Here is a 25,739-nt window from a genome sequence, read left to right as displayed (position 1 = left end):
CTGGCGCGGCGCTCCTCGCGGGGTCAGGCGGTGGCGGAACCGCCGGTCCGCTCGGTGGACATGGTCGGGACGACCCTGAGGAAGGCATTGGCGATCTCCTCGTACCCCGCCGCGGTCGCGTGGCCATCGTCGCCGCCGCACTGGTACGTCCACGCGCAGATCCGGGCCACGGCCCGGGGGACGGCGCCGTACGGAGGGGCCTGCACCTCGGTGAGGTCGTGCCCGGCGAAGGCGCCGTTGACGTCCGCGACCCTGAACCCGGCGGCGAGGTAGACGCCGTGCTCGTAGGCGTTGAAGGTGTCGACGACCGGTATCGAGGCGAGGGCGGCGGCCTTGCCGCCCGACACCCAGGACGCCAGGCCGGGGTTGTAGTAGTTCATGGCGGCGTACACGGGTTCCCCGCCTCCCGCGAGGCGCAGCCGCGCGGTGATCTGCGGCAGGTTGGCGACCAGAGAGCCGACGCCCCGCAGCGCACAGGTCGCGTCGACGCCGCCGCCGGGCAGGCAGCCGTTGGTGTCGTTGGCCCCGATGTCCAGGGTGACGTACCGGACGCGGCCGGCGTGCGCCCTGAGGAAGGCCTCGGCGGCCTCCATCTGGGAACCGGCCGCATAACGACAGATGCCGCCCTTGAGCATCGTCGTGGTGGTCTCCCCGGGACACCCGAGTTTCACCAGTTCGAGCCGGGGACTGCGTGCCTTCAGCGCGGTGTGGAGCCGGTCGGTGTAGCCCTGATCGGTCCTGCCCGCCCCGGCCTGGACGCCCACGGACAGCGAGTCGCCGAGCGCGAGGTAGTACTCCGGACCGCTGGCCGAGGCGACCGGCCCCGCCAGGCTCATCCCCGCCACGGCGGCGACCACGACGGCGATCGATCTGACCAGCCCCATCCCCGCTCCAGCGACCCTTGGCACAAGCGCGCCTCACCCGGCGCGCACGTCACGAGGGCCACGCTAACAAACATCGCTGTCTATTTGAACCCCGGGCGGCCCGGCACGACCGGATCCCGGACGGCGCGGCCCGGTGGTTTTCGGGCCTCGCCGGGTGCCACGCTCAGGTGCGGAGCGAGGCCGCGAGGCGTTTCGGGGCAGAGAGCCGCCAGGCTTCGGTGACCAGCTCGTTCAGTTCCTCGGGGTCGACGCCGGCCAGCTTGATCTGTACCCACGCGAAACGTCCGCTGGCCCACGACGGGGCGAAGGTGCCGGGGTCCTCGGCGACGAGGGCGGCCTGCTCCTCCCGCGTGGCCTTGAGCAGGACGAAGCCCTCGTCCTCGTTCAGGTAGCAGAATCCCTTGTCGCGAACCCGGAAGCCGGTCAGGTTCGAGAACGCCTCGCGCTCGGTGACCTCCGGCAAACCGAGCACCATGGGCAGGAACTCCTCAGAACGCATACCCGAAGACCTACCAGCCAGGTCGGACGTTCCTCGGCTCACGGGATCGGCTCGTAGAACGAGTCGACGGCGGGCTGCCCGGTGTAGTTCGGTCCGGCCTGATCGTCGGCCCCCAGATAGCGGTAGGGGAACCGCACCTGCCCGTGCCCGCGGCGGGAGATGCGGCGGCGGGCGGAGTCGTAGTCGAAGCCTTGCGCGCGCAACTGGGCGATGAGGCGACGGCCGCTGGGAGAGCCGTCCGCATGGCGGACCGAGCGGGCGTCGAAGTTGGCGACGAACAGCCCGTCGCCGGTGAGCCAGGACGCGATGCGGCTCAGGGTGCCGAGCTTGTCGCCCAGGTAGTGCAGCCCGTGCACGCACGTGATCAGGTCGAAGCGGCCGTCGGGGACCCATTCGGCCACAGAGCCGCTGACCAGCCGCACCACGGTGGGGACGGGCCCCGGCGCGAAGTGGTCCACGAGGTCGAGCCCGATGATCTCAGCCCGTCCACCGAGGCCGCGCTCGGCCAGCAGCGCGGCCGCCTCGGCCGGGGCCCGCCCGCTCCCGCAGCACAGGTCCAGCCACCGCACGGGCGACGAACTCCCGGCGCGGACGCAGATCTCGGCGATCACGTCGATGCCGAGCTCCCTGCCGTAGCCGTTGGACCCGCTGAGCCTCCGCTCACGATTCATCGTGCAGTTCGCCACGACCGACGATCTCGCCAGTGCGGCATTATCGAGCAACCGCGTCACACACGGCATTATGGCCCACCCCCGGTCAGGCAGAGCGGCGCGCCGACCGCCCGGCCTCACAGACGTCATCATGAGCTATGGGAAGCGGACGGGTGCTGGGCGTGGACGCGTCCAAGACCACCTGGGCCGGCGTAGCGGAACGCCGGGCCCTGCTCGCCGCTGCCGGGATCACCCTCGCCGACCAGCTCGGAACAGCCGGAACAAAGGCGAAGCCCGACGACATCCTGGACGCGGCGGCAGCCGCCTGGACGGCCCGATGCGTCGCCACCGGCGAAGCCCGCTGCACCCCAGACCCACCCGAGGTCTTCGCCAACGAATTCCCCGCCGCCATCTGGACCTGACCCCAAAGCCGTGCGCCAGACAACGGCAGATGAATGCCGACTGTGCCATGTGGATGAGAACATGCGGCAATGCGCGTCGTGTCATGGAACCTGGCGTATCGCGGTGTCGCGGCGGCCGAACACCAAGGTGCTCTGTTAAGAGAGTTGGCCGCGGACGTGGTGCTGTTGCAGGAAGCCAATCCGAACTCGACCGGGGTGCTGCGGCAGGCCGCTGGCCTGGACTGGCTCATTCGCGCAGTCGACCTGCGCACCGCGATGCCCGACGATCGGCCGGCGCGGCGCCGTGGCGTCGCGATCGCCGGTCGAGGGCCGCAGCCGCGTTCGAGCTGGCTCTTGACGGAATGCCCGTTGCCTGAACGTGCCTTGTTCACCAGGGTGACCAGCGGGAACGTGACATTCACGGCCGGGGCTTATCATGCCCCACCTGGAGTCACCTGGGGTCTGGTGAAACCGCGCCAGGCCGAAAGGTGCGCCTCTTGGCTCGCGACACAAGCCGGGCCACTGCTGTTCGGTGCGGATGCCAACACGCCAGTGCTCGACGCGATCGACTTCGCTGATACCCGAACGCATTGGCATACGGGAGATCGGCACCTGCGGGGCGAGCCGGGAGATGATCTCCTTTGGGGGCCCGCCAAGGTGCACGCCCTTGACGATGCCTTGCGCCGCTGGCTCGACGACAGGCCGGAGACGCTCGCCGCACTGCGTCAGACCACCCCGCACGGCCCGCTGGCCATCACCCATCGCACCGGGCGCAGGAAGAACTCCCCGGGGACGGCGAGGCGTTTCGACTCGGTCTGGATCAGCCGTCACTGGACGGTGCGGGAGATCCGGCATCTCTACGACGAAGGACTCGCGGCCGGCAGCGATCACGCTCCGGTGGTCGTTGATCTGGACTTCGTCCCCGACGGGACCCAGGCCTGAACTGTGCCGCGACCATGAGCGGGCGTGGTCGTGAGGCGGTGAGTTGGTTCCGCCGAAGTGATCGTGACCGCTCCAGATCGGCGCCTTTGGGGGTCATGTTGCTTCGATGGTGAGGGTTCGGGCTACGGAGTGGTGGGCTGCTAGGCGGGCGGGGACGGCGGTGAGGACGGCCGTCACGGGGAGGGCGGCGAGAGCGGCGGCGAGGAGCGACCACGTGGGGGGCCAGACCGTGTTCGCCTGGCTGAACGGCAGGCACAGGACGAGGCCCATCGGGATGCCGGCGAGGGCGCCGGGCAGGGTCGGCAGCAGTTGGGCGGTGGACAGTCCGGCGGTGATCTGGCCGGGCGTGGCGCCGAGGGTACGTGCGACGGCCATGGTGTGGCGGGCTTCCTGCGCCGTGGTCCAGGTGATGGTGACGGTGTTGATCGCGGCGAGGACGATCAGCGCGGCGGTGACGCCGACGATCACATGGTGCTCCTGGGCGTCCCGCAGGCGGTTCGCCATGGCGGACCCCGGATAGCCCTTCACCGGCTGGGCGTAGATCACCACCAGGCCCGTGACCGTGGCCAGGGTGACCGCGGTGTTGCAGGCGTGCAGGAAGGCGCGGCCGGGCCGGCGGGCGATCAGGCGCAGCCCGAGGAGGAGCGGGGTCGGCAGCAGCGCGGAGACTCTCGTCGTCAGGGCCCGGTGCGGGGGCCGGCGCGCGGTGTCGGCGAGTGCGGCGACGGTCTCGGTGCGCAGCGCCCGGACGGTCGGGCCGAGGGTGGTGAGGCCCGCCACGGCCAGGGCGATGACGGTCGTGAGGGCGATGGTGTCGCCGCTCGGCCCGGCGGCGGTGGTCAGCAGGCTGGCACTGGGGTTGACTATCGCGGGCTCGATCAGCCGTGCGGTGATGAGCCCCAGCGCGTCGGCGACGAGCGCCAGGATCAGGTACTCGGCGAACAGGACGGCGGCGATGAGGCCGGGTGTGGCGCCGGCGGCCTTGAGCAGTCCCACGCGGCGGGTCTGCTTGGCGGCGCGTCCCGCGGCCAGCGTCGCCACGCCGCCGATGGACAGGAAGCCGAGCAGCCAGCTGCCGACGACCAGGATCGGCTGGCTGCCCTTGAGCATGACCGAGTCCTGTTCCGCTATGTGCTGCCAGGGCCTGATGTTCACCCAGGTGTCGGCGAACGCCGGGCCCACGGCGGGGGCCTGCCTGGTCAGGGCCGGGGCCGTCGCGGGGTCTCGCAGCTTCAGGTTGATGAGGGACGTCACCGGCACATCGGACGACGCCAGCGCCCGCGTGTCCCGTTCGGCCATCCAGACCAGGCCGCCGCCGTCGCTCGGCCCCCCTCCCGGGCCGATCCCCGGCGCCCACGGGTAGACCGAGTGGGACGCGGTCACGGCGATCCCGACGACGGGGACCCGGCGGCCGGCGACGGTGACGCCGTCGCCGACGCGGACGCCCAGGGCGGTGGCGAAGCCGCGCTCGACCACGGCTCCTCCGGGGCGGACCCAGCTGCCCGAGGTCAGCAGCGGCCGGTCGACCGGACCCGGCGTCAGGTCGGCGACCTGCACCACCGCGGCTCCCGTGGCACCGTGCGCCGTGAGGCTCGTGTAGTACTGGCGGTACGGCCCGCTGTGCGCGACCACCCCGGGCGTGTTCTCCAACGACCGCAGGGCGCCGATGGTGCTCCGGCCGGTGCCCGGTGAATACGCGACCACGTCCGCTCCGGCCGTGGCGGCCCGTGTCCGCTCGTAGAGCGTTTCGGTCGCGCGGTGCAGCGATCCGCCCAGGCTCAGCATCGCGGTGGCGGCGGCGATCGAGACGAGGAGGATCGCGGCCTGGGCGGGATGCCGCCGTATGTCTGCCATGACCAGGCGGAAGACGAGAAGGACGCGCCCCACGGCGTTCAGTCCCCCAGCCCGATCAGGTCGCCGAGCCGCCCGGTGCCGCCCGCCAGCCGGGTGTCGTCGACGAACGTCCCGTCCCGCATCGAGACCAGCCGGTCCGCGGTGGCCGCGACCCGCTCGTCATGCGTGACGATCACCAGGGTCTGCCCCGCGGACCGCAGGTCCTCGAAGAGCCTCAGCACATCGAGTGTCGCCGCGGTGTCCAGGTTCCCGGTCGGCTCGTCCGCCAGCACGACCAGCGGCTCGTTCGCCATCGCGCGGGCGATCGCCACCCGCTGGCGCTGTCCCCCCGACAGCTGCCAGGGCAGATGCCGGGCGCGCCCGCCGAGCCCCATCTGCTCCAGCAGGGCGGACGCGCGGCGCCTGGCCGCGCGCGGTGAGCGTCCGGCCAGGAGCGCGGGCAGTTCCACGTTCTCCGCCGCGGACAACTCCTCCACCAGGTGGAAGGCCTGGAAGACGAACCCCACCGACCGGCGGCGCAGCCGGGCCAGCGCCCGCTCGCTCAACCTGTCGATCCTCTGCCCGTCCACCCACGCCTCCCCGCGCGTGGGCCGCTCCAGGCCGCCCAACAGGTGAAGGAGTGTGGACTTTCCACAGCCACTGGGCCCCATCACCGCCAGCGACTGCCCCGCCGGGACGTCGAGGTCGACCTCATCGACCGCCCGGACAAGGCCCTGCCCTTCGCCGTGCTCCTTGCAAAGGCCGCGGACCTGCAGCACAGCGTCGCACTCGTTCATGCGTCCTCGGTTTCGTTCTCGATCCTCGACCAGACGCGCTCGCAGGCCTCCAGCCAGCGCAGGTCCGCCTGCAGCCGCAACGCGACGCCTTCCAGCAGCAGGCCGGCGGTCGACCCGTCCGGCTCGGCCAGCGCCGCGCGCTGCACGTCCCCCAGGCGCCGCAGCAACTCCCGGCGCTGGGCGTCCACCAGCTCCACCGGGTCGGCGAGCCGCGCCGCCGCCGCGGCGGCGAGTTTGAGATGGAACTCCGCGAGGTTCGGTTTGGGCCAGGCCACCTCGCCCATCCAGGCGGCCACCCGCTGCTGCCCGGCCGGCGTCAGCGCGTACACCTTGCGGTCCGGCCGGTCCGGCAGCCCGTCCGCCCGTTCGCAGGCGACCAGTCCCGCCTTCTCCAGCCGGGCCAGGGTCACGTAGATCTGGCCCGCGTTCATCGACTCCCCGAGCGGCCCGAGCGCCCGCCGCAGCCGCTCGCGCAGTCGGTACCCGTGCGAGGGCTCCTTCGCGAGCATCGCCAACACCGCGTCCTGCATGCACCACCCCTAACGGCTAGCTAATAGATAGCGGTTAGCTGTGGCGAGCGTCAAACAGGACCTCGCGGGGACGGTCACCGCCGGGTTCTGGGGTCCTGGGTGGGGTCGGCGTACATCGGCGGGCAGCCACGATCGCTCGCGTTGGCGCGCAGTTCGTAGTGCCAGGACTCGTTCCTGTAAATCTGGCACAGCCCGTACCTGGCCCCGTGTTCCGAGAGCCATTTCGCGGCATCCGGGTGACCAATGTCGACGGCCTTCCCTTTTACGTGAAGTGAGGTCGACGCGGTGGCCACCCAGCGGGCGGCTTCCTCCTCGGAGCCGTACTTGGAGACTGCTTCCCGAAGAAGCTGGTTCTGGTAGGCGGGGGAGCGCCAGCCGCTGTTCACGTAGAACTTGATTCCGTCGCCCGCGGCGTCCGTCGCGGCTTGGCGGAGGGCCGCGAGGAGGCGCTGATCGAGGCGGGCCACGGCCGGGAACGCGTTGTTGAAGACCGTCACACCGTCGGGGACGACACCGTCCCCCTTGCCGACCGGACCACGCCGAGGAGCGTTCTTACCTGGCCCGGCGCGCTGCTCACCGCCAGGAACATCCGGAGGTGACGCGGCGGAGGAGGACCAGGACGGGTACAAGGGGGGTGAAGAGTCCTGCGACCGGTAGCCGAGGGCCGAGCCGATCGCCGCCATGGCGACCAGCAGGCCGATACCGATAACCCAGTAAACCTTGCGGTGTGCTTTTCGTGGCGATGGCAGTATTGGTGACATGCCACTAGTCAAGGCAATGCGGCGTTGCCGGGACGTATAGAATTTTCGATATGTCGACGATATGCGCCGACTCGTAGAACTGACGTATGCCTGTGCCGAGCGCATCGACGACAGCGCGCCTCAGCCCCTGAATATAAGGGCCGCCGGCGCCCGCGCGTAGATGTTCTGGTCGGCGCCGATTCGATGACGTCCTGAAGACGCTCAGGCCGCAGTGCGCCACCAGCGGCGCGACGCCAGCGCGGCCAGTCCGGCGCCGGCGGTGTTGAGCAGGACGTCGTCCACGGAGGACACGCGGTCCAGCCGCAGGACGTACTGCGCGGACTCGACCACGACCGAGCAGGTCGCCGCGACCGCCAGGATCCGCGGTACCGACGCCAGTGCCGCGAACCGCACCGGGACGAGGAACCCCAGCGCCGCGAACACCAGGAGGTTGCCGACGATCTGGACCGTGTCCATCGTGAGCAGGTCCCGCAGAGGCACGAGGCTCAGGACCGCGCCGGACTCGTCACCCGGCAGCAGGATCATCCAGACCCACGGCACCGTCCCATAGACGATGCCGACCTCGGCCAGCGACATCCGCCACGACGGAGTGACACCGGAGGCACTCCGAAGGCTTGCCAGAGCCCACGCCGCCAGCCCTGCCAACGGCAGCGCGGCCACCGTGACGAGCACCGTCCCGTTGAACGTGTCGAAGCATCCGTGCCACCGCCCGGCCGTGCACGACGGCACGGCCATCATGAGCGGCCTCCGCACGACGAACACGGCGCTCACGATGCCGAGGGTCGCCAGGACGACAAGCACGATCCCGCCCGTACGGCGAGCCGCCACCGACATCGAGGCGTCAGGTTCCATGCGGCCAGTGGAGCCGGAAGCCTGTTGCGGCAACGTATGCGTTTTTCCATACGCCCGCGATACACCGCCTCCAGGACGAGGCCACCGTCCCGCCCGCCCGCCTGAACGCAGGTATCGCGCGTACCGCGACCTCAGCGCGCCGCGGGAGTCGAGTAGACGGTCGTGGGTCGGTCAGCGCACCTCGGCGACGGACTGGACGGCAGTACGCAGAGCCGCGCGGGTCAGCAGCAGAACAGGCCCGTCCGGATCCTTACTGTCCCGCACCGCCACCACCCCGACCGCACCCGCCAACTCGACGCAATCGCCGCCGTTAGAGCCGCTATGTGCGCTCTTGCGCCACGTAAGCCCCGCGAGCTCGACGCAGTCCCCGCCGTTCTCGCCGCTGCGGCCACCTTTGCGCCACACAAGTCCTGCCAGTTCGATGCAGTTGCCGCCGTTCTCGCCGCTGCGGCTCGCCTTGCGCCAGGTGAGGTTCGTCAGGTCCATTTCTCCAGCGCCTCTTTCAGCTTGTCCCGGGACATGTCTTCGGGAGGGCACTTGCACGTAACTCTCTGAGTGATTCGGAGAGCTTGGCCAGGTCGGAGGGGTGGTCGGTCGTGAGGGTTGCGGATGCTGTCTGCCGGCTGTTGCGGCCGGTTGCTGGGGTGGATGGGGCGCCTCGAACCGTCGTCTCCATATGGACGACGTCGCTCCAGTCCCCATGGGGTAGCCACGACGAATGCACTTCCCCTGCCTGCCTGCCTGCCGGACGGGCGGGCGGGCGGGGGCTGTCAGCGGGTGGTGAGGGCGGAGTTAACAGCGGTGCGCAGAGCCGCGCGGGTCAGCAGGAGGACGGGCCCGTCCGGGTCCTTACTGTCCCGCACCGCCACCGCCCCGACAGTTGCTCCCGCCACATCTGCCAGCTCGATGCACTCGCCGCCGTTGGGGCCGCTGTGTGTGCTCTTGCGCCACTTGGTGTAGGTCAGGTCCATCTCTCTTTGATGACCTTTCGGATCAGTTCACGCGACATCGCGTGCGTGAGCGCCTGGGAACGGAGCTCGACCAAGGTTCGCGCCAAGCTGGACAGATCTGACGGGTTGTCCGTGGTGATGCCTCGAATCGCTGTCTCGATGTACGCGACCTCGCTTCGATCCTCCATTGTCGCGACCACGAAGGCGCCGAGGACGCCTTCATGCTCACCACTTGACAACACTACTTGAATCGTGACGTTGGGCAACAAGCTCATCTCCAGAAGGTGTTCGAGCTGTTCCCGCATCGTCTCTGGGGTCCCCACGGGGTTGTGAAGCACGTGTTCGTTGAGCAGAAGCACAACGGTTGGTGGAGAGGAGTCCTTACCCTCGGTGAGGATGGCCTGGCGACCGATACGAGCGTCTGCGGCTTCCTGATTGCCGCGAAGCAGCGCTAGGGCGTAGGCCGGCGTCTGGGCAAGGCCTGGAATCACCGAGTGCTGCCAGCAGATCAGCATGGCGGCGTCGGCTTCGACCTGTGGCCAGTCGAACCAGATCGGTACTGGGTGTCCGTCCTTGTTCAGGTCTTCCCACAAGCTGATGAGAGAGCCGCCTGCATCTAGGTGCTCGTCCACGGCCACGACGAACGACCGTGTGGCGCGCTTCTTGCCGTTCTCGATGCGGCTGACCTGGGGACCGCTCACTTTGGTCAGATGAGCGATGGTCTCCTGCTTGACGTCTTTGGCCTCCCGCAGCCTTCGCATTTGACGGCCGAAGGCGACGAGGGCGGGGGCTTCTCGGGGGCGCTGGCGGCGTGGGGGCATGGCTCCTGCCTTTCGAAGGCATATGTCGAGTGGAGCATCTCGACTACCACTGGTTGCCGCTTTGCAGCGGTAGGCACACCATAGCCTGAAAGTAGCTCACTGTGTGCATAGGAACACACATAGTGAGGAGAAGGATCATGGGTGAGGCGGCGTGCAGCGCGAGCGAGATGGTGGTGAAGCAGGACCTCAAGGTCGTTGCGGAGGTGCGACGGTTCGTGCGGCTGGTCACCGGTCAGTGGGACATGGACGACTTCGTGCCGTGCCTGGTGGCGAGCGAGCTGGTCACCAATGCTCTCCGCTACGCGTCCGAGAAGGACGGCGACGTGACCTTGCGGCTGGATCGCACCGAAGACGGCGCGCTGTGGATGGAGGTCCAGGACGCCACCTACGACCTGCCGCACATGCTGAAGACGGACGCAGGCAGCGAGACGGGCCGCGGCCTGTTCATCGTCGACCAGTACGCCCGCTGCTGGGGTATCCGCGCCCTGGCCGGCGACGTCGGCAAGGTCGTCTTCGCGGTCCTCGATGCGTGATGAAGACCACCGCCCCAGCCGGCCGGAAAACCGGCGGACGGTAGGACGGCAGGTCGGTAAGGTCACGTGATGATGATCTTCGGCCCCACCGTTGACGTTCGCCCGCTGTTCCCGCGCGAACGGCGGGCCATGATCGACCTGATCAGCGCCCTGAGCCCCGCCGAGTGGGCGATGCCCACGGTGTGCCCGGGCTGGGACGTGCACGACGTCGTCGGTCATGTGCTCAACGACTACATGCGGCGCCTGTCGGGCAGCCGCGACGGGTACGGCGGCGCGATCTTCGCCGATGACGAGACGCTCCCCGCCTACCTGGCGCGTACCAACGAGGAGTTCGTCCGGGCGTCCCGCCAGCTCAGCCCGCAACTGATGATCGAACTGCTGGATCACCTGGGCCCGCGGCTCGACGCCTTGTGGGCATCACGAGACCTCCAGTCCGCCGCCGACCTCAACGTCTTCTGGGCCGCGACCGACATCGACAGCCCCGCCTGGCTGGACATCGGTCGCGAATACACCGAGTTCTGGGTCCATCAGCAGCAGGTGCGCGACGCCGTCTCCATGCCGGGCGCCACCGAACCCGATCTCATGGCTCCGGTGCTGGACATCTTCGCGCGCGGCCTGCCGCACGCCTTGCGGATGCACGACCGCCCCGAGAACACCACGGCGCACCTGGAGGTACTTGGCGCGGCCGGCGGGCGGTGGGGAGTGGTCCGGCAGGACGGACGATGGCAGATGACCGAACCTCTGGGGGAGGCGACTGCCCTCGTCTCGATGGACCAGGACACCTTCTGGCGGCTGGCGACCAGAGGCATCACCGAGGACGAGGCCCGTCAGCGATCGACGATGACCGGCGACGCCGACCTCACGACGGCCATCACAGCCCTGCTCGCAGTCATCGCCTAGCCCGGCCCAAGACATCCGGCACGGGCGTCGGAAAGACAGAACAGGGCCCGGCGGTGCACGCCGGACCCTGGGTTGCGCACATATCAGCAATCCACCTCAGAAGAACTTGAGGTCGACGTCGTTGTTCGTGTCAACGGGCGTTCCCGTTGCTGAATTTGAGGGCGGCCCGTCCGCGTTGAGAAGGGCTGCTGTTGGGGGAGACGGCCTTTCCCGCCGAGGGGGCGGGACGGCCGATCAGGAGCGGCCCTGTCCGCGGCAGGTCGGGCACTGGCCCTGGCTGGTCCAGCCGGAGCCGGTGCAGGTCCGGCACGGCTCCCAGGACGTGATGAAGGCGATGATGAAGTCGAACATTTCTGACTACAACCTTTGCTGTCTCTGGTCTTAGCCCGCTGTGAGGCAACCCGGGCCTGAATGCCCGGGTCTGCGCACGACCATACGACACCAAGATCAATTGACCAAATCAAGTGAAGTTTGTCACTGACGTTGTTGCGAAGCTTGCTTGCGGCCTTGGCTCCGGTGTTCCTGGGGCCAGGTGAGGACGTCGAAGCCTGGATCAGGCCGTTCGACGGCGGCGACTACAGACTGCTCGGCGACGGCAGGTCGTGATCTCCTTCACGGCGTCCCCGGTGAGCCGGTCGTCCAGCACGGGAAGGTGACCGCCAGCGCGGAACCCGCGAGGCGGAGCCTGTCTTGGGACGGGCCTGGACGGAGCCAGGGTGCGGTTCCCTGCAAGGCGATGGTCCAGCCCGCAGGCTGGACCATCGCTGGTGCGGGTGTGTCAGAGGCCGGCTGCGTCGAGCAGACGGCGAGTGATCGCCGACGGGCCGTCCACGGTGTCGCGCTTGACGACGATCTCTGCGCCTCCGTAGGCCACGGTCACCGGTTCCCCGGACGACCTGGCCTCTTCGAGCGCGTCGTACATGACATCGTCGAGGTGCACGTGCGAGTCATTCGGCACGTCGATTCGTTTCGCCATGGGTCTTCCATCCTTCCGTCTGGTTTTTCGTGGCGCCCGTTCCGATATGTCGGGCGCGCTACGGAGGCGACCGTCCGCGCCGGGCGGATGGGCGCAAGCAGCCCTGCTCGCGAGGCGGTTCCCCCGCCGGAGCGGCTGTTTCCGAGATGATCGGAGATCGCCCTGAGCGCTCGGGAAATGCATTCGCCTTGCCTGGACGGTCTGAGGCAGCATGGAAGCGCGGCGGCGTGGAGGGCGGGTGGCTGTGCTATTGGTGCGAGGTGGCTCCGGGGGCGGCCAGTCGGTCCGCCAGCAGGCGGTTCTGCTGGCTCTGCGCTATTACTGCGGTGTGCTGCGCCGTCAGTGGCGTATCTCGCTTCCGGCGATGACTTTGCCCGCGGTAGGTAATATCTGCCTGTTCTACCTGACCCCGCTGATGGTGGCCGCCCTGGTAGGGCACCTGGCCGAGGGCGGAGAAAACGACCTTGCCGCCCTCCTGCCGTACGTTCTCGGATTCGCCGGTTTGATGCTGGCGGGCGAGGCGCTGTGGCGAGTGGGGATGCACTTCCTCAACCGGGCGAACGGCCGAGGCATCGAATGGCTCGCGATCACCGGCATGGACGAGCTGCTCGCCAAGGACACCGCTTTTTTCCACGACAACTTCGCCGGTGCGCTGACCAAACGGATACTGAGCTTCTGCGGCGGCTTCGAAAATTTCGCCGACACCCTGACCTTCTCGGTCGTGGCGAACGTGATTCCGCTGTCCTTCGCCTCGGTGATCCTGTGGCGGTACCACCCGCTCCTGGTCGTCGTCCTCGTCGGGCTGATCGTCGTCACCGGCTTCCTCGTCATCCCGTTCATCCGCCGCAGGCAGGTGCTGGTGGACGAGCGCGAGGCGGCGAAGGTGCGGGTGTCGGGCCACGTCGCCGACGTGCTGACCAACATGGAGACGGTCCGCGCGTTCGCCGCAGAGGAGCGGGAGGCCGCCGAGTTCCGCGGCCGGGTCGCCGAGCAGCACCGCCTGGCGCTGCGCTCCTGGGATTACGCCAACCTGCGGGTCGACACGATCGTCGCTCCGATGTCCATCCTGACCAGCGCCCTGGGGCTGCTGGTCGCGGTGGCGCTTCGCGGCGGGCTCGGCGTGGAGGCGATCGTGGTGACGTTCTCCTACTACACCAACGCGACCCGGATCATGTTCGAGTTCAACCAGATCTACCGGCGGATGGAGAGCACGCTCACCGAGAGCGCGCAGTTCACCGAGCTGCTCATGACGCCGCCGACCGTCGTGGACCCGCCCGACCCGGAGCCGCTGCGTCCGGTCGACGCCTCGGTCCGCTTCGAGCGCGTGCTCTTCGCGCACGGCGACGGCCCGCCGCTGTTCGAGGGGCTGGACCTGGAGATCCCCGGCGGCGCCAAGATCGGCCTGGTGGGCCGGTCCGGCGGCGGCAAGACCACGCTGTCCCGGCTGCTCCTGCGGCTCATGGACGTTGACGGCGGCCGGATCCTCGTCGGCGGCCAGGACATCGCGCGGCTTCGGCAGAGCGACCTGCGCAACCTGATCGCGTACGTCCCGCAGGAACCCGCGATGTTCCACCGGTCGGTGCGCGACAACATCGCCTTCGCCCGGCCGGGTGCCACCGAGACCGAGATCCTCCGAGCCGCGCAGGCGGCGCACGTCACCGAGTTCGTCGAGAGCCTGCCGGACGGGTTCGACACGCTGGTCGGCGAGCGGGGCGTGAAGCTCTCCGGCGGTCAGCGGCAGCGTGTCGCCCTCGCCCGCGCCATCCTGCGAGACACCCCGATCCTTCTCCTGGACGAGGCGACCAGTGCGCTGGACTCCGAAAGCGAACTCCTCGTCCAGGAGGCTCTGTGGCACCTGATGCGCGACCGCACCGCGCTGGTCGTCGCGCACCGTCTGAGCACGGTCGTCCGCATGGACCGCCTGGTCGTCCTCGACCGCGGCCGCGTCCTTGAAGAGGGCTCCCACGCGGAACTCCTCCAGTCGCAGGGCCCGTATGCCCGGCTCTGGCACCACCAGTCCGGCGGCTTCCTCACCGAGGAGGCCACTCCGGACGCCGTGCACGCCGCCCCGCATGACCGGGACTCCCAGACGGTGACCGGCTGACGCCTCCCAGGCCGCCGCTCAGAGCAGGTCGGCCACCGCCGCGTGCAGGTCGAGTAGGGCGGGGATCTGCTGGGGCGGACGTCGGCCCATGCCGCATTCGGTCGCGATGCCGAACGTCTTCAGGACCCCGCGGGCCGCGGCGATCCTCGCGCGGGCGCCGTCGAGTCCGTCCGTGACATGCACGAGCCCAAGGAACAGGGTGGCCTCCGCCGGTAGCGACAGGTTCGCCAGCGGCGCGAAGTACGCCTCGTCGGCGCGGCCGCGCGGCACGGGCATGTGCACCCAGTCCAGGCGCCGCCCGAGGCCGTCGACGAGGCCCGCGGTGACGTCCGCCAGTTTGGACGTGTCGGCCGGCTCAACGAAATGCCGGTGCTCGAAGTCGCCGTAGCAAAGGTGGTATCCGAGTTCGGCCCCGTCCGGTACCGCGGCTCCGAGCCGGACCAGCCGCGTCACCGTCTCGGTCAGGCGGGACGGATAGTCGGTGCCGAACCAGGCCGGATAGACCTCCTCGAAGACGGCGAACTCGACCGCGGTGTCCCACTGGACGGCGAGGTCCGCGGGAGGGATCACGGCCAGGATCTCGTCCAGCTCGGCCAGCAGCCGGGCCTCGTACGCGGCCTCCAGCTCCGCCTGGTGCGCGCCGATGAACGCGGCGACCACGGCGATCGGTGTCGGCAGGCTGACCTGGAACCGCACGTCAGGCGGGATGACGCCGTCCGCGCGCAGGCGGCTGAACACCTGCCACGAGTCGAGCGCGGCCGCCGAGTACCCCAGCGGCCCGAAGACCACCGACGCCGGGTCGACGCCGGGCCTCGGCCGGACCCGCAGCGTGGGCCCGTACTCCGGGCCGGGCGGCGGCACCGTCTCCAGGTCCGGATGCGCCGAGAGTTTCGCCAACTGCCACACGACCCAGTTGTCCCGCTCGCCCGGTTCGCCGTCCGGGATCCGCCGCACGCGGCCATTGAGCGCGGTCGCGACCGCGCGGAAGACGGACTCGGAATCGGCGAGCGGCACGCTGCCGCAGAGGTGAACGGTCGATTGCACGGATGTGACTCCAGCTCTATGAGACGCCGCGAGGACGGGGCGGAAAGGGTCAGCGGCGGTCGGCGCCGAGGGTGATGGGGAGCGACAGCGGGCCTCTGGTGAAGAAGGACGGCGAGTAGGGGACGTCGTCCGGGTCGATCGCGAGGGTGAGGTCCGGCAGCCGCCGGTACAGCGAGGCGAGCGCGAGCCTGCTCTCCAGCCGGGCCAGCGGGGCGCCGATGCAGTACCGGGGGCCATGGCCGAAGCCGATACCGTCGCTCTGCTCGCGGGTGATGTCGAACTTGTCCGCGCTCTCCCCGTACCGTTCCGGGTCGAGGCCGCTCGCCTGGTACACCACGCCGACCGCGTTGCCCTTGGGGATGGCCACGCCCGCGATCGTCACGTCCGTGAGCGTGAAGCGGAAACTGGTCATCATCACCGAATGGCGGTACCGCAGGGTCTCCTCGACCACGTCGCCCCAGCGGTCCTCGTCCATCGCCAGCGCCAACTGGCCGGGATGCGCCGACAGCGCGGCGATGGCGTGCCCCAGCAGGTGGACGGTGGTCTCGTGCCCGGCGACCAGCATCAGCCACAGCACCGCGACCAGTTCGTCGGTGGTGAGCCGGTCGTCCCGGTCGCGGGCCTGCACCAAGCCGGACGTGAGGTCGTCGCCGGGGTCCACCCTTTTGCGTTCCGCCAGCTGGTACAGATACGTCATGAGCGCCCGCTGGGTCTCGAACGCCTCGTCCGGCGGGGTGGTGTGCGCCAGCAGAGCGGCCGTCCACTTCCGCAGCCGGGCCCGTTCCGGCTCCGGGACGCCGAACAGTTCGCAGATCACCGCCATCGGCAGCGCCTCGGTGAAGGCGGGCACCAGGTCGACGCCGTCGCCGGCCGCCACCACGTCGTCCAGCAGAGCGTCGATGAGCTCCTGGATCCGCGGCTCCATCGCCTGCACCCGCCCCGGGGTGAACGCCCTGCCGACCAGGCCCCGCAGCCGCCGGTGATCGTCCCCGTCCTTGGTGGACAGGTGGTCGCCCTGGACGATGGCGCGCAGCGGCCAGTCCTCGGGGATCGACCCGTCGTGCAGCGCCGGCCAGTGCCCCGGGTCGCGGGCGAAGGTCCTGTTGTCCCCGGCGAGGATCTCGCGGGCGGCCCTGTGGGTCAGCGCCAGGTAGGCCGGCACGCCGCCGGGGAACTCCACCTCGACCACGGGCGCGATCTCCCGGAGCCGGAGGCAGGTGTCGAGCGGGCTCTCGTCGAGGGCCGGAAACGCGGGCAGGCTCATCGTCACGGATTCCCTTCGTCGCACCCCGCCGGGCGGCTCTTCTGGCGGCGGACGGGCCCGAGTATCGCCGCGCGCCGACCGACCGGCCATGCTCACGGGCGGATCCTGCCCCGAACCAGAAATCGGACGGCACGAAAACAGACGACCGGCGGGCCCGCCGGAGGGCTTGACAGCGACCGCGTGGGGACGTTGGGTTACCGGGCGAGTGCGGGCTCACAGCGGAGGTAGCCCATGCAGTACCACTCCTGGACCACCGACCACACCGACGCCTGGCGCGATCTCAGCAACAGCATCCTGCCGATGGACCACCGCTTCCGGAACCCGGGACGCTGGCGCGCGGAACTCACCGTCCAGGAAAGCGGCGGCTACCGCCTGATGCGCTGGGATCAGCGCGGCGACCGGATCGCCGCCCGGACACCCTCGCACGTCCGCAGGGTCCCCGGCGACGAGCACTACTGGATCGTGATGCCGCGACAAGGCGTCTACACAGTCAGGCACGGCCAGGACGAAACACGGACCCCTCCAGGGTACGCCTCCGCGATGGGGATGGACGAGTCATGCTGGCTCTCCGTCCCTGAGTCGGAGGCCTACGCGTTCCAGGTCCCGCGCTCCGAACTCGACAACCACGTGGACTCGCCCGCACCACTGCGTCTCGTCCTCGACCTGAACACCGGTCTCGGCCGCATCCTCAGCGCCCTGATCGAAAGCACCCACGTCGAACGGGACAACCTGTCCGACCACGAGTTCCACGCGGTGTGCGATCGGATGACCGAACTGTTCTGCATGATCGTTCTCAAGGACGCGCGGCCGCCGGAAGCCCACCTCACCGACGTCGCCCGACTCGTCCGCGAATACGTGCGGAACCATCTCGGGACCGGCAAGCTCCCGCTCGCCGCCGCGGCCCACGCGCTCGGCTGGTCGCCACGCCACCTGCGCAACGCCCTCCACCAGACGGGCACCACCTACCGCGACCTGCGCATCGAGGAAACGCTGCGAGACGCCCGGGACGTCCTCCAGGACCCGGCGCACAGCGACCTCAGCATCAGCGACATCGCCTCCCGCGCCGGCCTCACTCCCACCTGGTTCTCCTCGGCCTTCAAAAGCCGCTACGGCGAGACCCCACGAGACTTCCGCCGCCGCAGACTCACCGAAATCCCCGCTCAGAGCGAGCCCGGTGGCATCCGGGACGTGGAGTGCGACGACCGCCGGCCGCGGCAGGCGCCGCGCCCGCCGCAGCCCCGTCTCATAGGTCCGGATCGCCGCGCCTGAAGGCGGTCACGGAGGCCGACCAGACGCGATCGGTCCCGGCTCCACCGACGGCGTGTGGCACCGATCTGACGGGGATTCTCCGGGCATTACGCACGACATTTGGGCGATCTAGGATAAATGGTCGTCCTGTCGGTTGACCTTGGTCCTGACGCGCATCAAGGTGAGCGGTGATGAACGGGTCAATGCCAGATCATGACAGAAGCACCGGCACCGGCTTGCAGATGCAGCATGTGGGGATCGCCGTCGCGGTCGGCGCCGTGCTGCTCGGGCTGCTCGTCGCGGTGGCGATCGCCGTCACCCCGGATGACGACGGCGGCGGGCCGGACAAGCGCGGGGCGGCCGCGCCACCGAGGTCGACCACGGCGGCGCCTTCCGCGCCCGCCGGCTCGGCCGCGCCGAAACCGTCCCCGACCATCACGGCGCCGGTCGTGCGCTGGCGGGGGATGGTGCTGCTGGCCGGGCCGCGGTCGCGGCGAGATCTGGACGCCAAACCGCCGCGTCTCTCGGAGCGGGACGGGGAGCCCGACATCCGGGGCGCCTGGCTCAGACCTGCGGTGGAGGCCGATTCGGATGCGCAGGTCGCCCTGATGCGTCCACGGAGCGAGCCGTCGGCGATCCAGTGCCGGGATGCCGCGGCGGCGGAGGGATCCGACGAGGTCAAGGTGGACGAGGATGACGTGGTCTGCGTATCGACCGGCGCGGGCCGGGTGGCGCGACTGACGATCGTGGACGCGCACTCGACCACCACGTCACCGATCGTCAGGGCGCGCGTGGTGATCTGGGACATGCCGGCGACCGGACAGTGACGACCGGCAGCCCCGGCGGTTCTTTCGAGCGCCGGGGCCGCCGATCCCTGCGACACTCCGGCTGTGGAGCCTTGCGCCCGCCCTCGGGACGGTCAGGGAGCCGTCAACGGGCCGCCGCACCGGCCCGACCGAACGCCTCCTGTGGGCCGCCTCTACCGCCGCACCGGCCGTATGAAGGGCCTCCCAGAGCCTCCAAGCCTGACGTGGGCGCGGTCGTCCTGGCCGCCTCGGCGGCGCCGACCGTGGTGGACGCGCGGGCCTAGCCGGGCTCCTTGATGCCTAGCGCCCGCACGATTCCGCCTGCCAACGACGTGATGATCCCGGGGTAGTAGAAGACGATCGCGATCACGATGCTGAGCACGATGAACTGAATGAACCGCGTGATCTCCCGGGTGAACAGGAAGAACAGGGCCACGATCCCGATGATCACCAGGAACAGCGGCCCGAAGATGTTGCGCAGCCAGTCGGCCAGATTCTGGGTGTTCGGGTCTTCCTTCGTCGGCTCGGCCAGCACTATGGCCACCTTCAAGCCCTGCAACATGTCGTCTCTGCTCCCTGCCCGGCTCCTGTGATCGCTACCATCTCACGCGGCCAGGGGTCCCACCGCGCAACCGAGTCCGCGCCGCCCGTCAGGGCTCGCCGGAGCCTTGCCGCGCGGCCGCCGTCCCGGCACCGTCGCGCCATTGTCCGATCCTCTCTCGCGTGTTCCGGGCCCAAGGTGCGCCGTTGGCCGTTTCCGGCAAAGCGCATCAGGCCCGGCATCGGCGGCCGGTCGTACGCCATGAACCGGATGAGGTACGCCCATCAATCGGTAACACTAACCCCGATCGCAGTGGATTCGCTCGGTCAAGTCCGACACGGGGCACCGCCATCGCCGGCACGCTGCGGTAACGCCCCGCGCATCACCGAAACGAACCCGGTCTCCCCGGGCGGGCGGAGGATCACTACGCCCCCAGGTGGCGCAAGACGGCCAGGACGCGGCGGTGGTCCGTGCCCGTGGGCGCGAGGCCGAGCTTGGTGAAGATGTTCGCGATGTGCTTCTCCACGGCCCGCTCGGTGACGACGAGGGACGCGGCGATCGCCGCGTTCGTCCGGCCCTCCGCCATCAGCCCGAGGACCTCCCGCTCGCGCGGGGTGAGGGACGCGAGCCCGTCGTCGCGCCGGGCGGCGCCGAGCAGGTGCGCCACGACCTCCGGGTCGAGCGCGGTGCCCCCGGCGGCGACGCGGTTCAGCGCGTCCACGAAGTCGTCGAGGTCGGACACCCGCTCCTTCAGCAGGTAGCCGACGCCCGCGGGCGAGCCCGCCAGCAGCTCGGCCGCGTACCTCGTCTCCACGTACTGCGAGAACAGCAGAATGCCCAGGCCGGGACGGACGCGGCGCAGCTCGATCGCGGCGTGCAGCCCCTCGTCGGTGTGCGTCGGCGGCATCCGGATGTCGACCACGGCGACGTCCGGCGCGTGCTCGGCCACGGCCGCGTGCAGCGCGGGGGCGTCGCCGACCGCCGCGACCACCGAGTGGCCGCGCAGCCCCAGCAGGTGGGCGAGGCCGTCCCGCAGGATCGCCGCGTCCTCCGCGATCACCACGCGCAGACCGGTCATGAGGTGGTGAGGGGGAGCGTGACGGTCACGGTGGTCGGTCCTCCCGGCGGGCTCAGCACGGACAGCTCGCCGTCCACCGTACGCACCCGCTCGGCCAGCCCTGCGAGCCCGCCGCCGGGACGGGTCCGCGCGCCGCCCCTCCCGTCGTCGGTGACCGTCAGCCGCAGCGTGCCGTCCCCCGGCTGGACGGCGGACACGGTCACCCGGCGGGCCGCCGCATGCCGTCCCGCGTTGGCCAGCAGCTCCGCGGTGCAGAAGTAGGCGATCGACTCGATCGCCGCGGACGGCCGGACCGGCAGATCCGTCTCCAGCTCCGCCGGGACGGGGCTGCGCGCGGCGACCGACGCCAGCGCCGCGTCCAGCCCCTGGTCCAGGACGGGCGGATGGATGCCGCGGACCAGTTCGCGCAGCTCGGCGATCGCCTCCCGGGCGCCGGTGCGCGCGGCGGCGACCAGCTCACGGGTGGGCTCGGGGGTGCCGTCCGGAAGGGTCTCCTGCAGCGCGGCCAGCGTCATGGTCAGCGAGACGAGCCGTACCTGGGCACCGTCGTGCAGGTTCCGCTCGATCCGGCGGAGCGTCGCCGCCGCGTTCTCGACCGCGTACGACCGGCTCCGCTCCAGGTCACGGATGCGGGCGTCGTCCGGCCGCGGGCCGAGCAGCGACCGCAGCACCGCGAGGTCGAGGCGGACGGCCAGCCGCACGGCCCGCGGCGCCACCGCCAGCAGGACGGCGCCGGCCAGCGCCACCAGCAGGCTGCGCTGCCACGTGTCGAAGTAGAACCCGCCGACGACCAGGCCGTGCCGGACCCTGCCTTCCGGGTCGCGCGAGGTGATCTCGTTGAGGTGCAGGGGGAGCTGGATCGGATAGGTGAGCAGAAGGAACCCGTACACCCAGGTCACGAGCACCACGGCGACGCCGAGAACGGCGAGCGGGAACCGGACGAGCAGGTGCAGGAACGCGCGGTAGCCGGCCGCGCCGTGCGCGTCCCGCACCCAGGCCCGCAGCCCGGCCCGCGACTGCGGCCTGCCGGGCGCCGGCACCCGCTCGTCCAGCAGGACGGCCGCGAGCCGGCGGTGCAGCTCCCCGAACCGGCAGGCGCCCCGCAGCACCGCCGCCGTCGCGGCCGATCCCAGCCGGGTGACCGACATGACGACCCCGAACGCGCCCGAGAACACCGCGTAGTACAGCCCGACCAGGGCGACGGGGGTGCCGGCGAGCAGGTAGAGCGCCTCCGTCCACGCCCGGCGGACGGCCGTGGCCCTCAGTACCTTTGTCACCGTCCCATTGTCCCGTCCGCCCTGCCGAGGACGCGGAGCATCAATCGGGCCTGGAACGTGGTGATGCCCCGCATTAGGGCGGGCATCAGCAGCAACATCACCAGCCCGCCCGCCGCGTGGACGGCCCAGGCACCGGCGAGCGTCGGGCCGCCCCAGGAGTCCTCCAGCGAACCGCCCATCCCGATGAGCCAGCGGGCCGGGTAGAGCAGGTTGAGCACGACGATCGCCCACCCGTACGCGGCCGCCAGGAGGGACAGGACGCCGAGCGGCAGCGAGAGGAGGGCGTGCAGGATCGTCCGGACCCGTCCGGAACGCGCGGACGGCATGTTCAGCAGACGGTGCGCGAGTGCCGGCTGCACCCGTGCCCCCGTGAGCGAGGCCAGTCCCGCGGGCAGGGCCGCGAACGCGTAGGCGGAGCGCCGCCAGAGCGGTGAGCCGAAGCGGGACCGGTGCGTGGCACGGGAGAGGAGGATCGCCATGGGACACCTTCCGAGCTGTGTTAACGGGTGTCTCCAGGCTCGTCTCCGGGGCGTCCTCGGGTCGATCGTGGAAGCAGGCGGATCGGGGTTCGGTTAACCTCACCCTCCCCGCGGACGCAGGGCGTGGGGAGCGAGATCCGCGGGGGCTCAGAGTCTCGCGGGAGTTCAGCATCTGCTCGCGGTCAAGCGGTCGAGCGGTCGAACAGGTGCGGCCTACGGTGCCTCTGCGGAACCGCAGAGGCACCGTAGGCCTTCATCGATTCACCTTTCGCTTGTCGCGTCAGGCGCGGCTCCAGAGCTGGTTGCTGCCGTTCCAGCACGAGTAGAGCTGGATCTGGGCGCCGTTGCCGGTGCCGGCGGCGTCCAGGCAGAGGCCGGACTGGACGCCGACGATGGACCCGTCGGAGTTGAGGCGCCATTTCTGATTGTCGCCGCCCCAGCAGCTGTAGATCTGGACTCTGGCGCCGTTGCCGGTGCCTGCGGCGTCCAGGCACTTGTCGCCGTAGACCCTGAGCTCGCCCGCGGAGGTGGCGGTCCACTGCTGGTTGGTGCCGCCGTGGCAGTCCCACAGCTGGATCTGGGTGCCGTCAGCGGTGCCGGCGTTGGGCACGTCCAGGCAGCGGCCCGAACCGACGCCCTTGATCGTCTCCCCGGACCCGGTAGGGGGCGACGAGGTGCCGTTCAGAGCGTTGAGGACCGAGGTGTAGGCGGCCTTCTTGCTGCCGTTGCCGTCGAACAGCAGGGGCGTCTGCTCCGAGCGCCACGAGTCGGTGTCGCGCACGCCCCAGACGGTGATGCCGAGGCAGCGCGAGACGGCCAGGCAGTCGTTGGTGACGCTGGCGTAGGTCGAGGCCGTGGCGCCCTGGATGTCCAGTTCGGTGATGGCCACGTCGACGCCGAGGGCGGCGAAGCTCTGCAGGGTGGTGCGGAAGTTGCTGTTGTAGGGGCTGCCGCTGTTGAAGTGGGACTGGAAGCCGACGCAGTCGATGGGCACACCGCGCTGCTTGAAGTCGCGGACCATGGCGTACACGCCCTGGGTCTTGGCCCAGCTCCAGTTCTCGATGTTGTAGTCGTTGTAGCAGAGCTTGGCGGACGGGTCGGCGGCGCGCGCGGTGCGGAAGGCGACCTCGATCCAGTCGTTGCCGGTGCGCTGCAGGTTGGAGTCGCGGCGGCCTCCCGAGTTGCCGTCGGCGAAGGCCTCGTTCACCACGTCCCACTGGGCGATCTTGCCCTTGTAGTGGGCCATGACGCCGTTGATGTGGTCGATCATCGCCTGCCGCAGGCTGCCGCCACTGAGGCTCTGCATCCAGCCGGGCTGCTGGGAGTGCCAGGCCAGGGTGTGGCCGCGCACCCGCTTGCCGTTCTGGACCGCCCAGTTGTAGACGCGGTCGCCGGAGCTGAAGTTGAACTGGCCCCGCTGGGGTTCGGTGGCGTCGATCTTCATCTCGTTCTCGGCGGTCACCATGTTGAACTCGCGGCTCGCGATCGTGGTGTAGGCCGAGTCGTTGAGCCTGCCGGAGGCGATGGCGGTGCCGAAGTAGCGGCCGCTCTGCGCCGCGGCGGCGCCGAGCGTGTTCTCCGCGGCGGTCGCCGGAGACGGAGCCACCAGGGTGGCCGCCGCGGTGAGCACCCCGAGGGCGCCCGCGAGAAGGGCCCGCTTGCGGACCCCGAACCTGTTCATGGCGTTCGTACGCACGTCTGTTCCTCCATGAATGAACGAGGGGTGGAAGCACGGAACACAGCCGTGAAAAGGACGCCGCGCTCCCTCGCGGGAACGCACACACCACCAGGGCGTCGCGGGCTCAGTGTGCGAGCCCCCGCAGAACTCGTCAATAGTTTTCACATTTTTCCACGGCCAATGCTCGATCATCGGTTCGCGATCCGGCAGCCGCCTCGACTTCGAAAGTTTTCGAAGGTCCGGGACCCTTGACGGTGCCTTTCCGCCTGTTATTTACTCCGGCCACCGCCACCCCCTCGACCGCCGATGGAGAGAAGGTCCCGCTCGAAGAAATTGTTAGCGCTAACATCCGCTCCAAATGGAAGGAAGAAGGTCATGTTGAGGACCGGTGCGGTGCTGGCATCGCTCCTGCTTTCGGTGCTCATGTCCGTGCTGAACCCGCAGCCCGCCCAAGCCGCGACAGTGGATGTGAACAAGTGGTACGTCCTGGTCAACCGCAACAGCGGCAAGGCCCTCGACGTCTACAACCTCGCCACCGGCGACGGCGCCCGCATCACCCAGTGGACGAGAAACGATCAGAACCAGCAGCAGTGGCAGTTCGTCGACTCCGGCGACGGTTACTACCGCATCAGGTCCCGCCACTCCGGCAAGGTGCTGGACGTCTACGACTTCTCCACCGCCAACGGCGGCTCGATCGTCCAGTGGGCCGACCTGAACGGCGCCAACCAGCAGTGGCGGCTGGCCGACAGCTCGGACGGCCACGTGCGACTGGTCTCACGCCACAGCAACAAGGCCCTCGAAGTACAGGGCGGCTCCACCGCCGACAACGCGAACATCGTCCAGTACGACGACTGGGGCGGCGCCAACCAGCAGTGGCAACTCGTCCCGGTCGGCGGCGGCACCACTCCTTCGTGTGATCTTCCGTCGAGCTACCGCTGGACATCGACGGGCCCGCTGGCGCAGCCCAAGTCGGGATGGGTGTCGCTCAAGGACTTCACCGTCGCCCCCTACAACGGCAGGAATCTCGTCTACGCGACGACGCACGACACTGGGACGAGATGGGGGTCGATGAACTTCGGCCTGTTCACCAACTGGTCGGAGATGGCTTCGGCCGGCCAGAACACGATGTCGAATCCCACCGTCGCGCCCACGCTCTTCTACTTCGCGCCGAAGAACATCTGGGTGCTCGCCTACCAGTGGGGTGGGACGGCCTTCTCCTACCGGACGTCCAGTGACCCCACCAACCCGAATGGCTGGTCGTCGCAACAGGTGCTCTTCTCCGGAAGCATCTCCGGCTCCGGAACGGGACCGATCGACCAGACGCTCATCGGCGACGGCACGAACATGTACCTTTTCTTCGCCGGTGACAATGGCAAGATCTATCGGGCCGGTATGCCGATCGGGAACTTCCCGGGAAGCTTCGGCACGACCTCGACAGTGGTCATGAGCGATTCGACCAACAACCTGTTCGAGGCCGTCCAGGTCTACAGGCTCCAGGGCCAGAGCCGCTACCTCATGATCGTCGAGGCGATCGGCTCGCAGGGCCGCTACTTCCGCTCGTTCACGGCCACCAGCCTGAACGGTTCGTGGACCCCGCAGGCCGCGACGGAGGGCAACCCCTTCGCCGGCAAGGCCAACAGCGGCGCCACCTGGACCAACGACATCAGCCACGGTGAACTGATCCGCACCAGCGCCGACCAGACCTTCACCGTCGACCCCTGCAATCTGCAACTGCTCTACCAGGGCCGCAGCCCCAACTCCGGCGGCGACTACGGCCTCTTTCCCTACCGTCCGGGCCTCCTGACGCTGCAGCGCTGACGGCACGACACGGGCGTGGCGGGCTCGGCCACAGGCCGGGCCCGCCCAGCCACCGCCGCCTGCTGGCCAGGGG

The 25,739-nt window shown here is 69.6% G+C and carries 27 protein-coding genes; 8 read left to right on the top strand and 19 right to left on the bottom strand.

Annotated features, from left to right (window positions below; all coding sequences use genetic code 11):
* Positions 1-23: 23 nt before the first annotated feature.
* The 3 genes from BJY14_RS20155 to BJY14_RS20145 form a co-directional block, all read right to left on the bottom strand.
* Positions 24-884: an SGNH/GDSL hydrolase family protein gene (locus BJY14_RS20155; RefSeq protein ID WP_246395998.1), complete on the bottom strand. Its 861-nt coding sequence runs from the start codon at positions 882-884 to the stop codon at positions 24-26.
* Positions 885-1,047: 163 nt separating this feature from the next.
* Positions 1,048-1,383 (bottom strand): MmcQ/YjbR family DNA-binding protein, encoded by a 336-nt coding sequence (locus tag BJY14_RS20150; protein WP_179845043.1) that lies wholly within the window; start codon positions 1,381-1,383, stop codon positions 1,048-1,050.
* Between the two features lie 38 nt (positions 1,384-1,421).
* Positions 1,422-2,114 carry a methyltransferase domain-containing protein gene (locus BJY14_RS20145; RefSeq protein WP_312879319.1) on the bottom strand — a complete coding sequence of 231 codons (693 nt, stop codon included), beginning with the start codon at positions 2,112-2,114 and terminating at the stop codon, positions 1,422-1,424.
* 77 nt (positions 2,115-2,191) lie between these two features.
* Between BJY14_RS20145 and BJY14_RS20140 the strand changes: the two genes are divergently transcribed.
* The gene (locus BJY14_RS20140; RefSeq protein WP_179845041.1) at positions 2,192-2,455 is read left to right on the top strand and encodes a DUF429 domain-containing protein; all 264 of its coding nucleotides are present in this window, start codon (positions 2,192-2,194) and stop codon (positions 2,453-2,455) included.
* 69 nt (positions 2,456-2,524) lie between these two features.
* Positions 2,525-3,376, top strand: a complete 852-nt coding sequence (locus BJY14_RS20135) for an endonuclease/exonuclease/phosphatase family protein (protein ID WP_179845040.1) — start codon at positions 2,525-2,527, stop codon at positions 3,374-3,376.
* Between the two features lie 93 nt (positions 3,377-3,469).
* Here BJY14_RS20135 and BJY14_RS20130 read toward each other — a convergent pair whose 3' ends face one another.
* The 8 genes from BJY14_RS20130 to BJY14_RS20095 form a co-directional block, all read right to left on the bottom strand.
* On the bottom strand, positions 3,470-5,230 hold the full coding sequence (locus BJY14_RS20130) for an ABC transporter permease (protein WP_218905519.1): 1,761 nt from the start codon (positions 5,228-5,230) through the stop codon (positions 3,470-3,472).
* 38 nt (positions 5,231-5,268) lie between these two features.
* Complete coding sequence (locus tag BJY14_RS20125) at positions 5,269-6,006, bottom strand: ABC transporter ATP-binding protein (RefSeq protein WP_179845038.1); 738 nt, start codon at positions 6,004-6,006, stop codon at positions 5,269-5,271.
* On the bottom strand, positions 6,003-6,536 hold the full coding sequence (locus BJY14_RS20120; protein WP_179845037.1) for a PadR family transcriptional regulator: 534 nt from the start codon (positions 6,534-6,536) through the stop codon (positions 6,003-6,005). The genes BJY14_RS20125 and BJY14_RS20120 overlap by 4 nt, the downstream gene beginning before the upstream one ends.
* Before the next feature lie 74 nt (positions 6,537-6,610).
* Positions 6,611-7,297: a M15 family metallopeptidase gene (locus BJY14_RS20115; protein ID WP_179845036.1), complete on the bottom strand. Its 687-nt coding sequence runs from the start codon at positions 7,295-7,297 to the stop codon at positions 6,611-6,613.
* Positions 7,298-7,498: 201 nt separating this feature from the next.
* On the bottom strand, positions 7,499-8,149 hold the full coding sequence (locus BJY14_RS20110) for a VanZ family protein (RefSeq protein ID WP_179845035.1): 651 nt from the start codon (positions 8,147-8,149) through the stop codon (positions 7,499-7,501).
* A gap of 171 nt (positions 8,150-8,320) precedes the next feature.
* Positions 8,321-8,635: a DUF397 domain-containing protein gene (locus tag BJY14_RS45355; protein WP_179845034.1), complete on the bottom strand. Its 315-nt coding sequence runs from the start codon at positions 8,633-8,635 to the stop codon at positions 8,321-8,323.
* Between the two features lie 284 nt (positions 8,636-8,919).
* Complete coding sequence (locus BJY14_RS20100) at positions 8,920-9,120, bottom strand: DUF397 domain-containing protein (protein WP_179845033.1); 201 nt, start codon at positions 9,118-9,120, stop codon at positions 8,920-8,922.
* Positions 9,111-9,920 carry a helix-turn-helix domain-containing protein gene (locus BJY14_RS20095; protein ID WP_179845032.1) on the bottom strand — a complete coding sequence of 270 codons (810 nt, stop codon included), beginning with the start codon at positions 9,918-9,920 and terminating at the stop codon, positions 9,111-9,113. Before BJY14_RS20095 ends, BJY14_RS20100 begins: the two co-directional genes overlap by 10 nt.
* Positions 9,921-10,057: 137 nt before the next feature.
* On the opposite strand from BJY14_RS20095, the gene BJY14_RS20090 reads away from it, so the two are divergent.
* Both BJY14_RS20090 and BJY14_RS20085 read left to right on the top strand, forming a co-directional pair.
* Positions 10,058-10,453 (top strand): ATP-binding protein, encoded by a 396-nt coding sequence (locus BJY14_RS20090; RefSeq protein ID WP_179845031.1) that lies wholly within the window; start codon positions 10,058-10,060, stop codon positions 10,451-10,453.
* Positions 10,454-10,522: 69 nt separating this feature from the next.
* Positions 10,523-11,353: a maleylpyruvate isomerase family mycothiol-dependent enzyme gene (locus BJY14_RS20085; RefSeq protein WP_179845030.1), complete on the top strand. Its 831-nt coding sequence runs from the start codon at positions 10,523-10,525 to the stop codon at positions 11,351-11,353.
* A gap of 778 nt (positions 11,354-12,131) precedes the next feature.
* Here the strand turns inward: BJY14_RS20085 and BJY14_RS20080 are convergent.
* On the bottom strand, positions 12,132-12,329 hold the full coding sequence (locus tag BJY14_RS20080; protein ID WP_179845029.1) for a hypothetical protein: 198 nt from the start codon (positions 12,327-12,329) through the stop codon (positions 12,132-12,134).
* A gap of 364 nt (positions 12,330-12,693) precedes the next feature.
* Here BJY14_RS20080 and BJY14_RS20075 point away from each other — a divergent pair, with 364 nt between their 5' ends.
* The gene (locus BJY14_RS20075; RefSeq protein ID WP_246395996.1) at positions 12,694-14,433 is read left to right on the top strand and encodes an ABC transporter ATP-binding protein; all 1,740 of its coding nucleotides are present in this window, start codon (positions 12,694-12,696) and stop codon (positions 14,431-14,433) included.
* Between the two features lie 18 nt (positions 14,434-14,451).
* Here BJY14_RS20075 and BJY14_RS20070 read toward each other — a convergent pair whose 3' ends face one another.
* Both BJY14_RS20070 and BJY14_RS20065 read right to left on the bottom strand, forming a co-directional pair.
* Positions 14,452-15,477 carry a hypothetical protein gene (locus BJY14_RS20070; RefSeq protein ID WP_179845027.1) on the bottom strand — a complete coding sequence of 342 codons (1,026 nt, stop codon included), beginning with the start codon at positions 15,475-15,477 and terminating at the stop codon, positions 14,452-14,454.
* A gap of 49 nt (positions 15,478-15,526) precedes the next feature.
* Positions 15,527-16,741 (bottom strand): cytochrome P450 family protein, encoded by a 1,215-nt coding sequence (locus BJY14_RS20065; protein ID WP_179845026.1) that lies wholly within the window; start codon positions 16,739-16,741, stop codon positions 15,527-15,529.
* A 231-nt stretch (positions 16,742-16,972) separates the two neighbouring features.
* Here BJY14_RS20065 and BJY14_RS20060 point away from each other — a divergent pair, with 231 nt between their 5' ends.
* Positions 16,973-18,010, top strand: a complete 1,038-nt coding sequence (locus tag BJY14_RS20060; protein WP_179845025.1) for an AraC family transcriptional regulator — start codon at positions 16,973-16,975, stop codon at positions 18,008-18,010.
* A 221-nt stretch (positions 18,011-18,231) separates the two neighbouring features.
* Positions 18,232-18,816, top strand: coding sequence for a hypothetical protein (locus BJY14_RS20055; protein WP_179845024.1), 585 nt, complete (start codon positions 18,232-18,234; stop codon positions 18,814-18,816).
* Between the two features lie 259 nt (positions 18,817-19,075).
* Here BJY14_RS20055 and BJY14_RS20050 read toward each other — a convergent pair whose 3' ends face one another.
* From BJY14_RS20050 to BJY14_RS20030, 5 genes are all read right to left on the bottom strand, one after another.
* Positions 19,076-19,357, bottom strand: a complete 282-nt coding sequence (locus BJY14_RS20050) for a hypothetical protein (RefSeq protein ID WP_179845023.1) — start codon at positions 19,355-19,357, stop codon at positions 19,076-19,078.
* Positions 19,358-19,760: 403 nt separating this feature from the next.
* Complete coding sequence (locus tag BJY14_RS20045; RefSeq protein ID WP_218906660.1) at positions 19,761-20,405, bottom strand: LuxR C-terminal-related transcriptional regulator; 645 nt, start codon at positions 20,403-20,405, stop codon at positions 19,761-19,763.
* Positions 20,406-20,410: 5 nt separating this feature from the next.
* The gene (locus BJY14_RS20040) at positions 20,411-21,691 is read right to left on the bottom strand and encodes a sensor histidine kinase (RefSeq protein ID WP_179845021.1); all 1,281 of its coding nucleotides are present in this window, start codon (positions 21,689-21,691) and stop codon (positions 20,411-20,413) included.
* Complete coding sequence (locus BJY14_RS20035; protein ID WP_179845020.1) at positions 21,688-22,170, bottom strand: hypothetical protein; 483 nt, start codon at positions 22,168-22,170, stop codon at positions 21,688-21,690. The genes BJY14_RS20040 and BJY14_RS20035 overlap by 4 nt, the downstream gene beginning before the upstream one ends.
* A gap of 280 nt (positions 22,171-22,450) precedes the next feature.
* A complete protein-coding gene (locus BJY14_RS20030; protein ID WP_179845019.1) occupies positions 22,451-23,866 on the bottom strand; it encodes an endo-1,4-beta-xylanase in 1,416 nt (471 codons plus the stop codon).
* Between the two features lie 357 nt (positions 23,867-24,223).
* Between BJY14_RS20030 and BJY14_RS20025 the strand changes: the two genes are divergently transcribed.
* Positions 24,224-25,666: a non-reducing end alpha-L-arabinofuranosidase family hydrolase gene (locus BJY14_RS20025; RefSeq protein ID WP_179845018.1), complete on the top strand. Its 1,443-nt coding sequence runs from the start codon at positions 24,224-24,226 to the stop codon at positions 25,664-25,666.
* Positions 25,667-25,739: the final 73 nt, after the last annotated feature.

This window comes from Actinomadura luteofluorescens (assembly GCF_013409365.1).
GTDB lineage: Bacteria > Actinomycetota > Actinomycetes > Streptosporangiales > Streptosporangiaceae > Spirillospora > Spirillospora luteofluorescens.
Note: the sequence above shows the minus strand (reverse complement) of the source record. Positions and strands in the feature narration are given on the sequence as shown.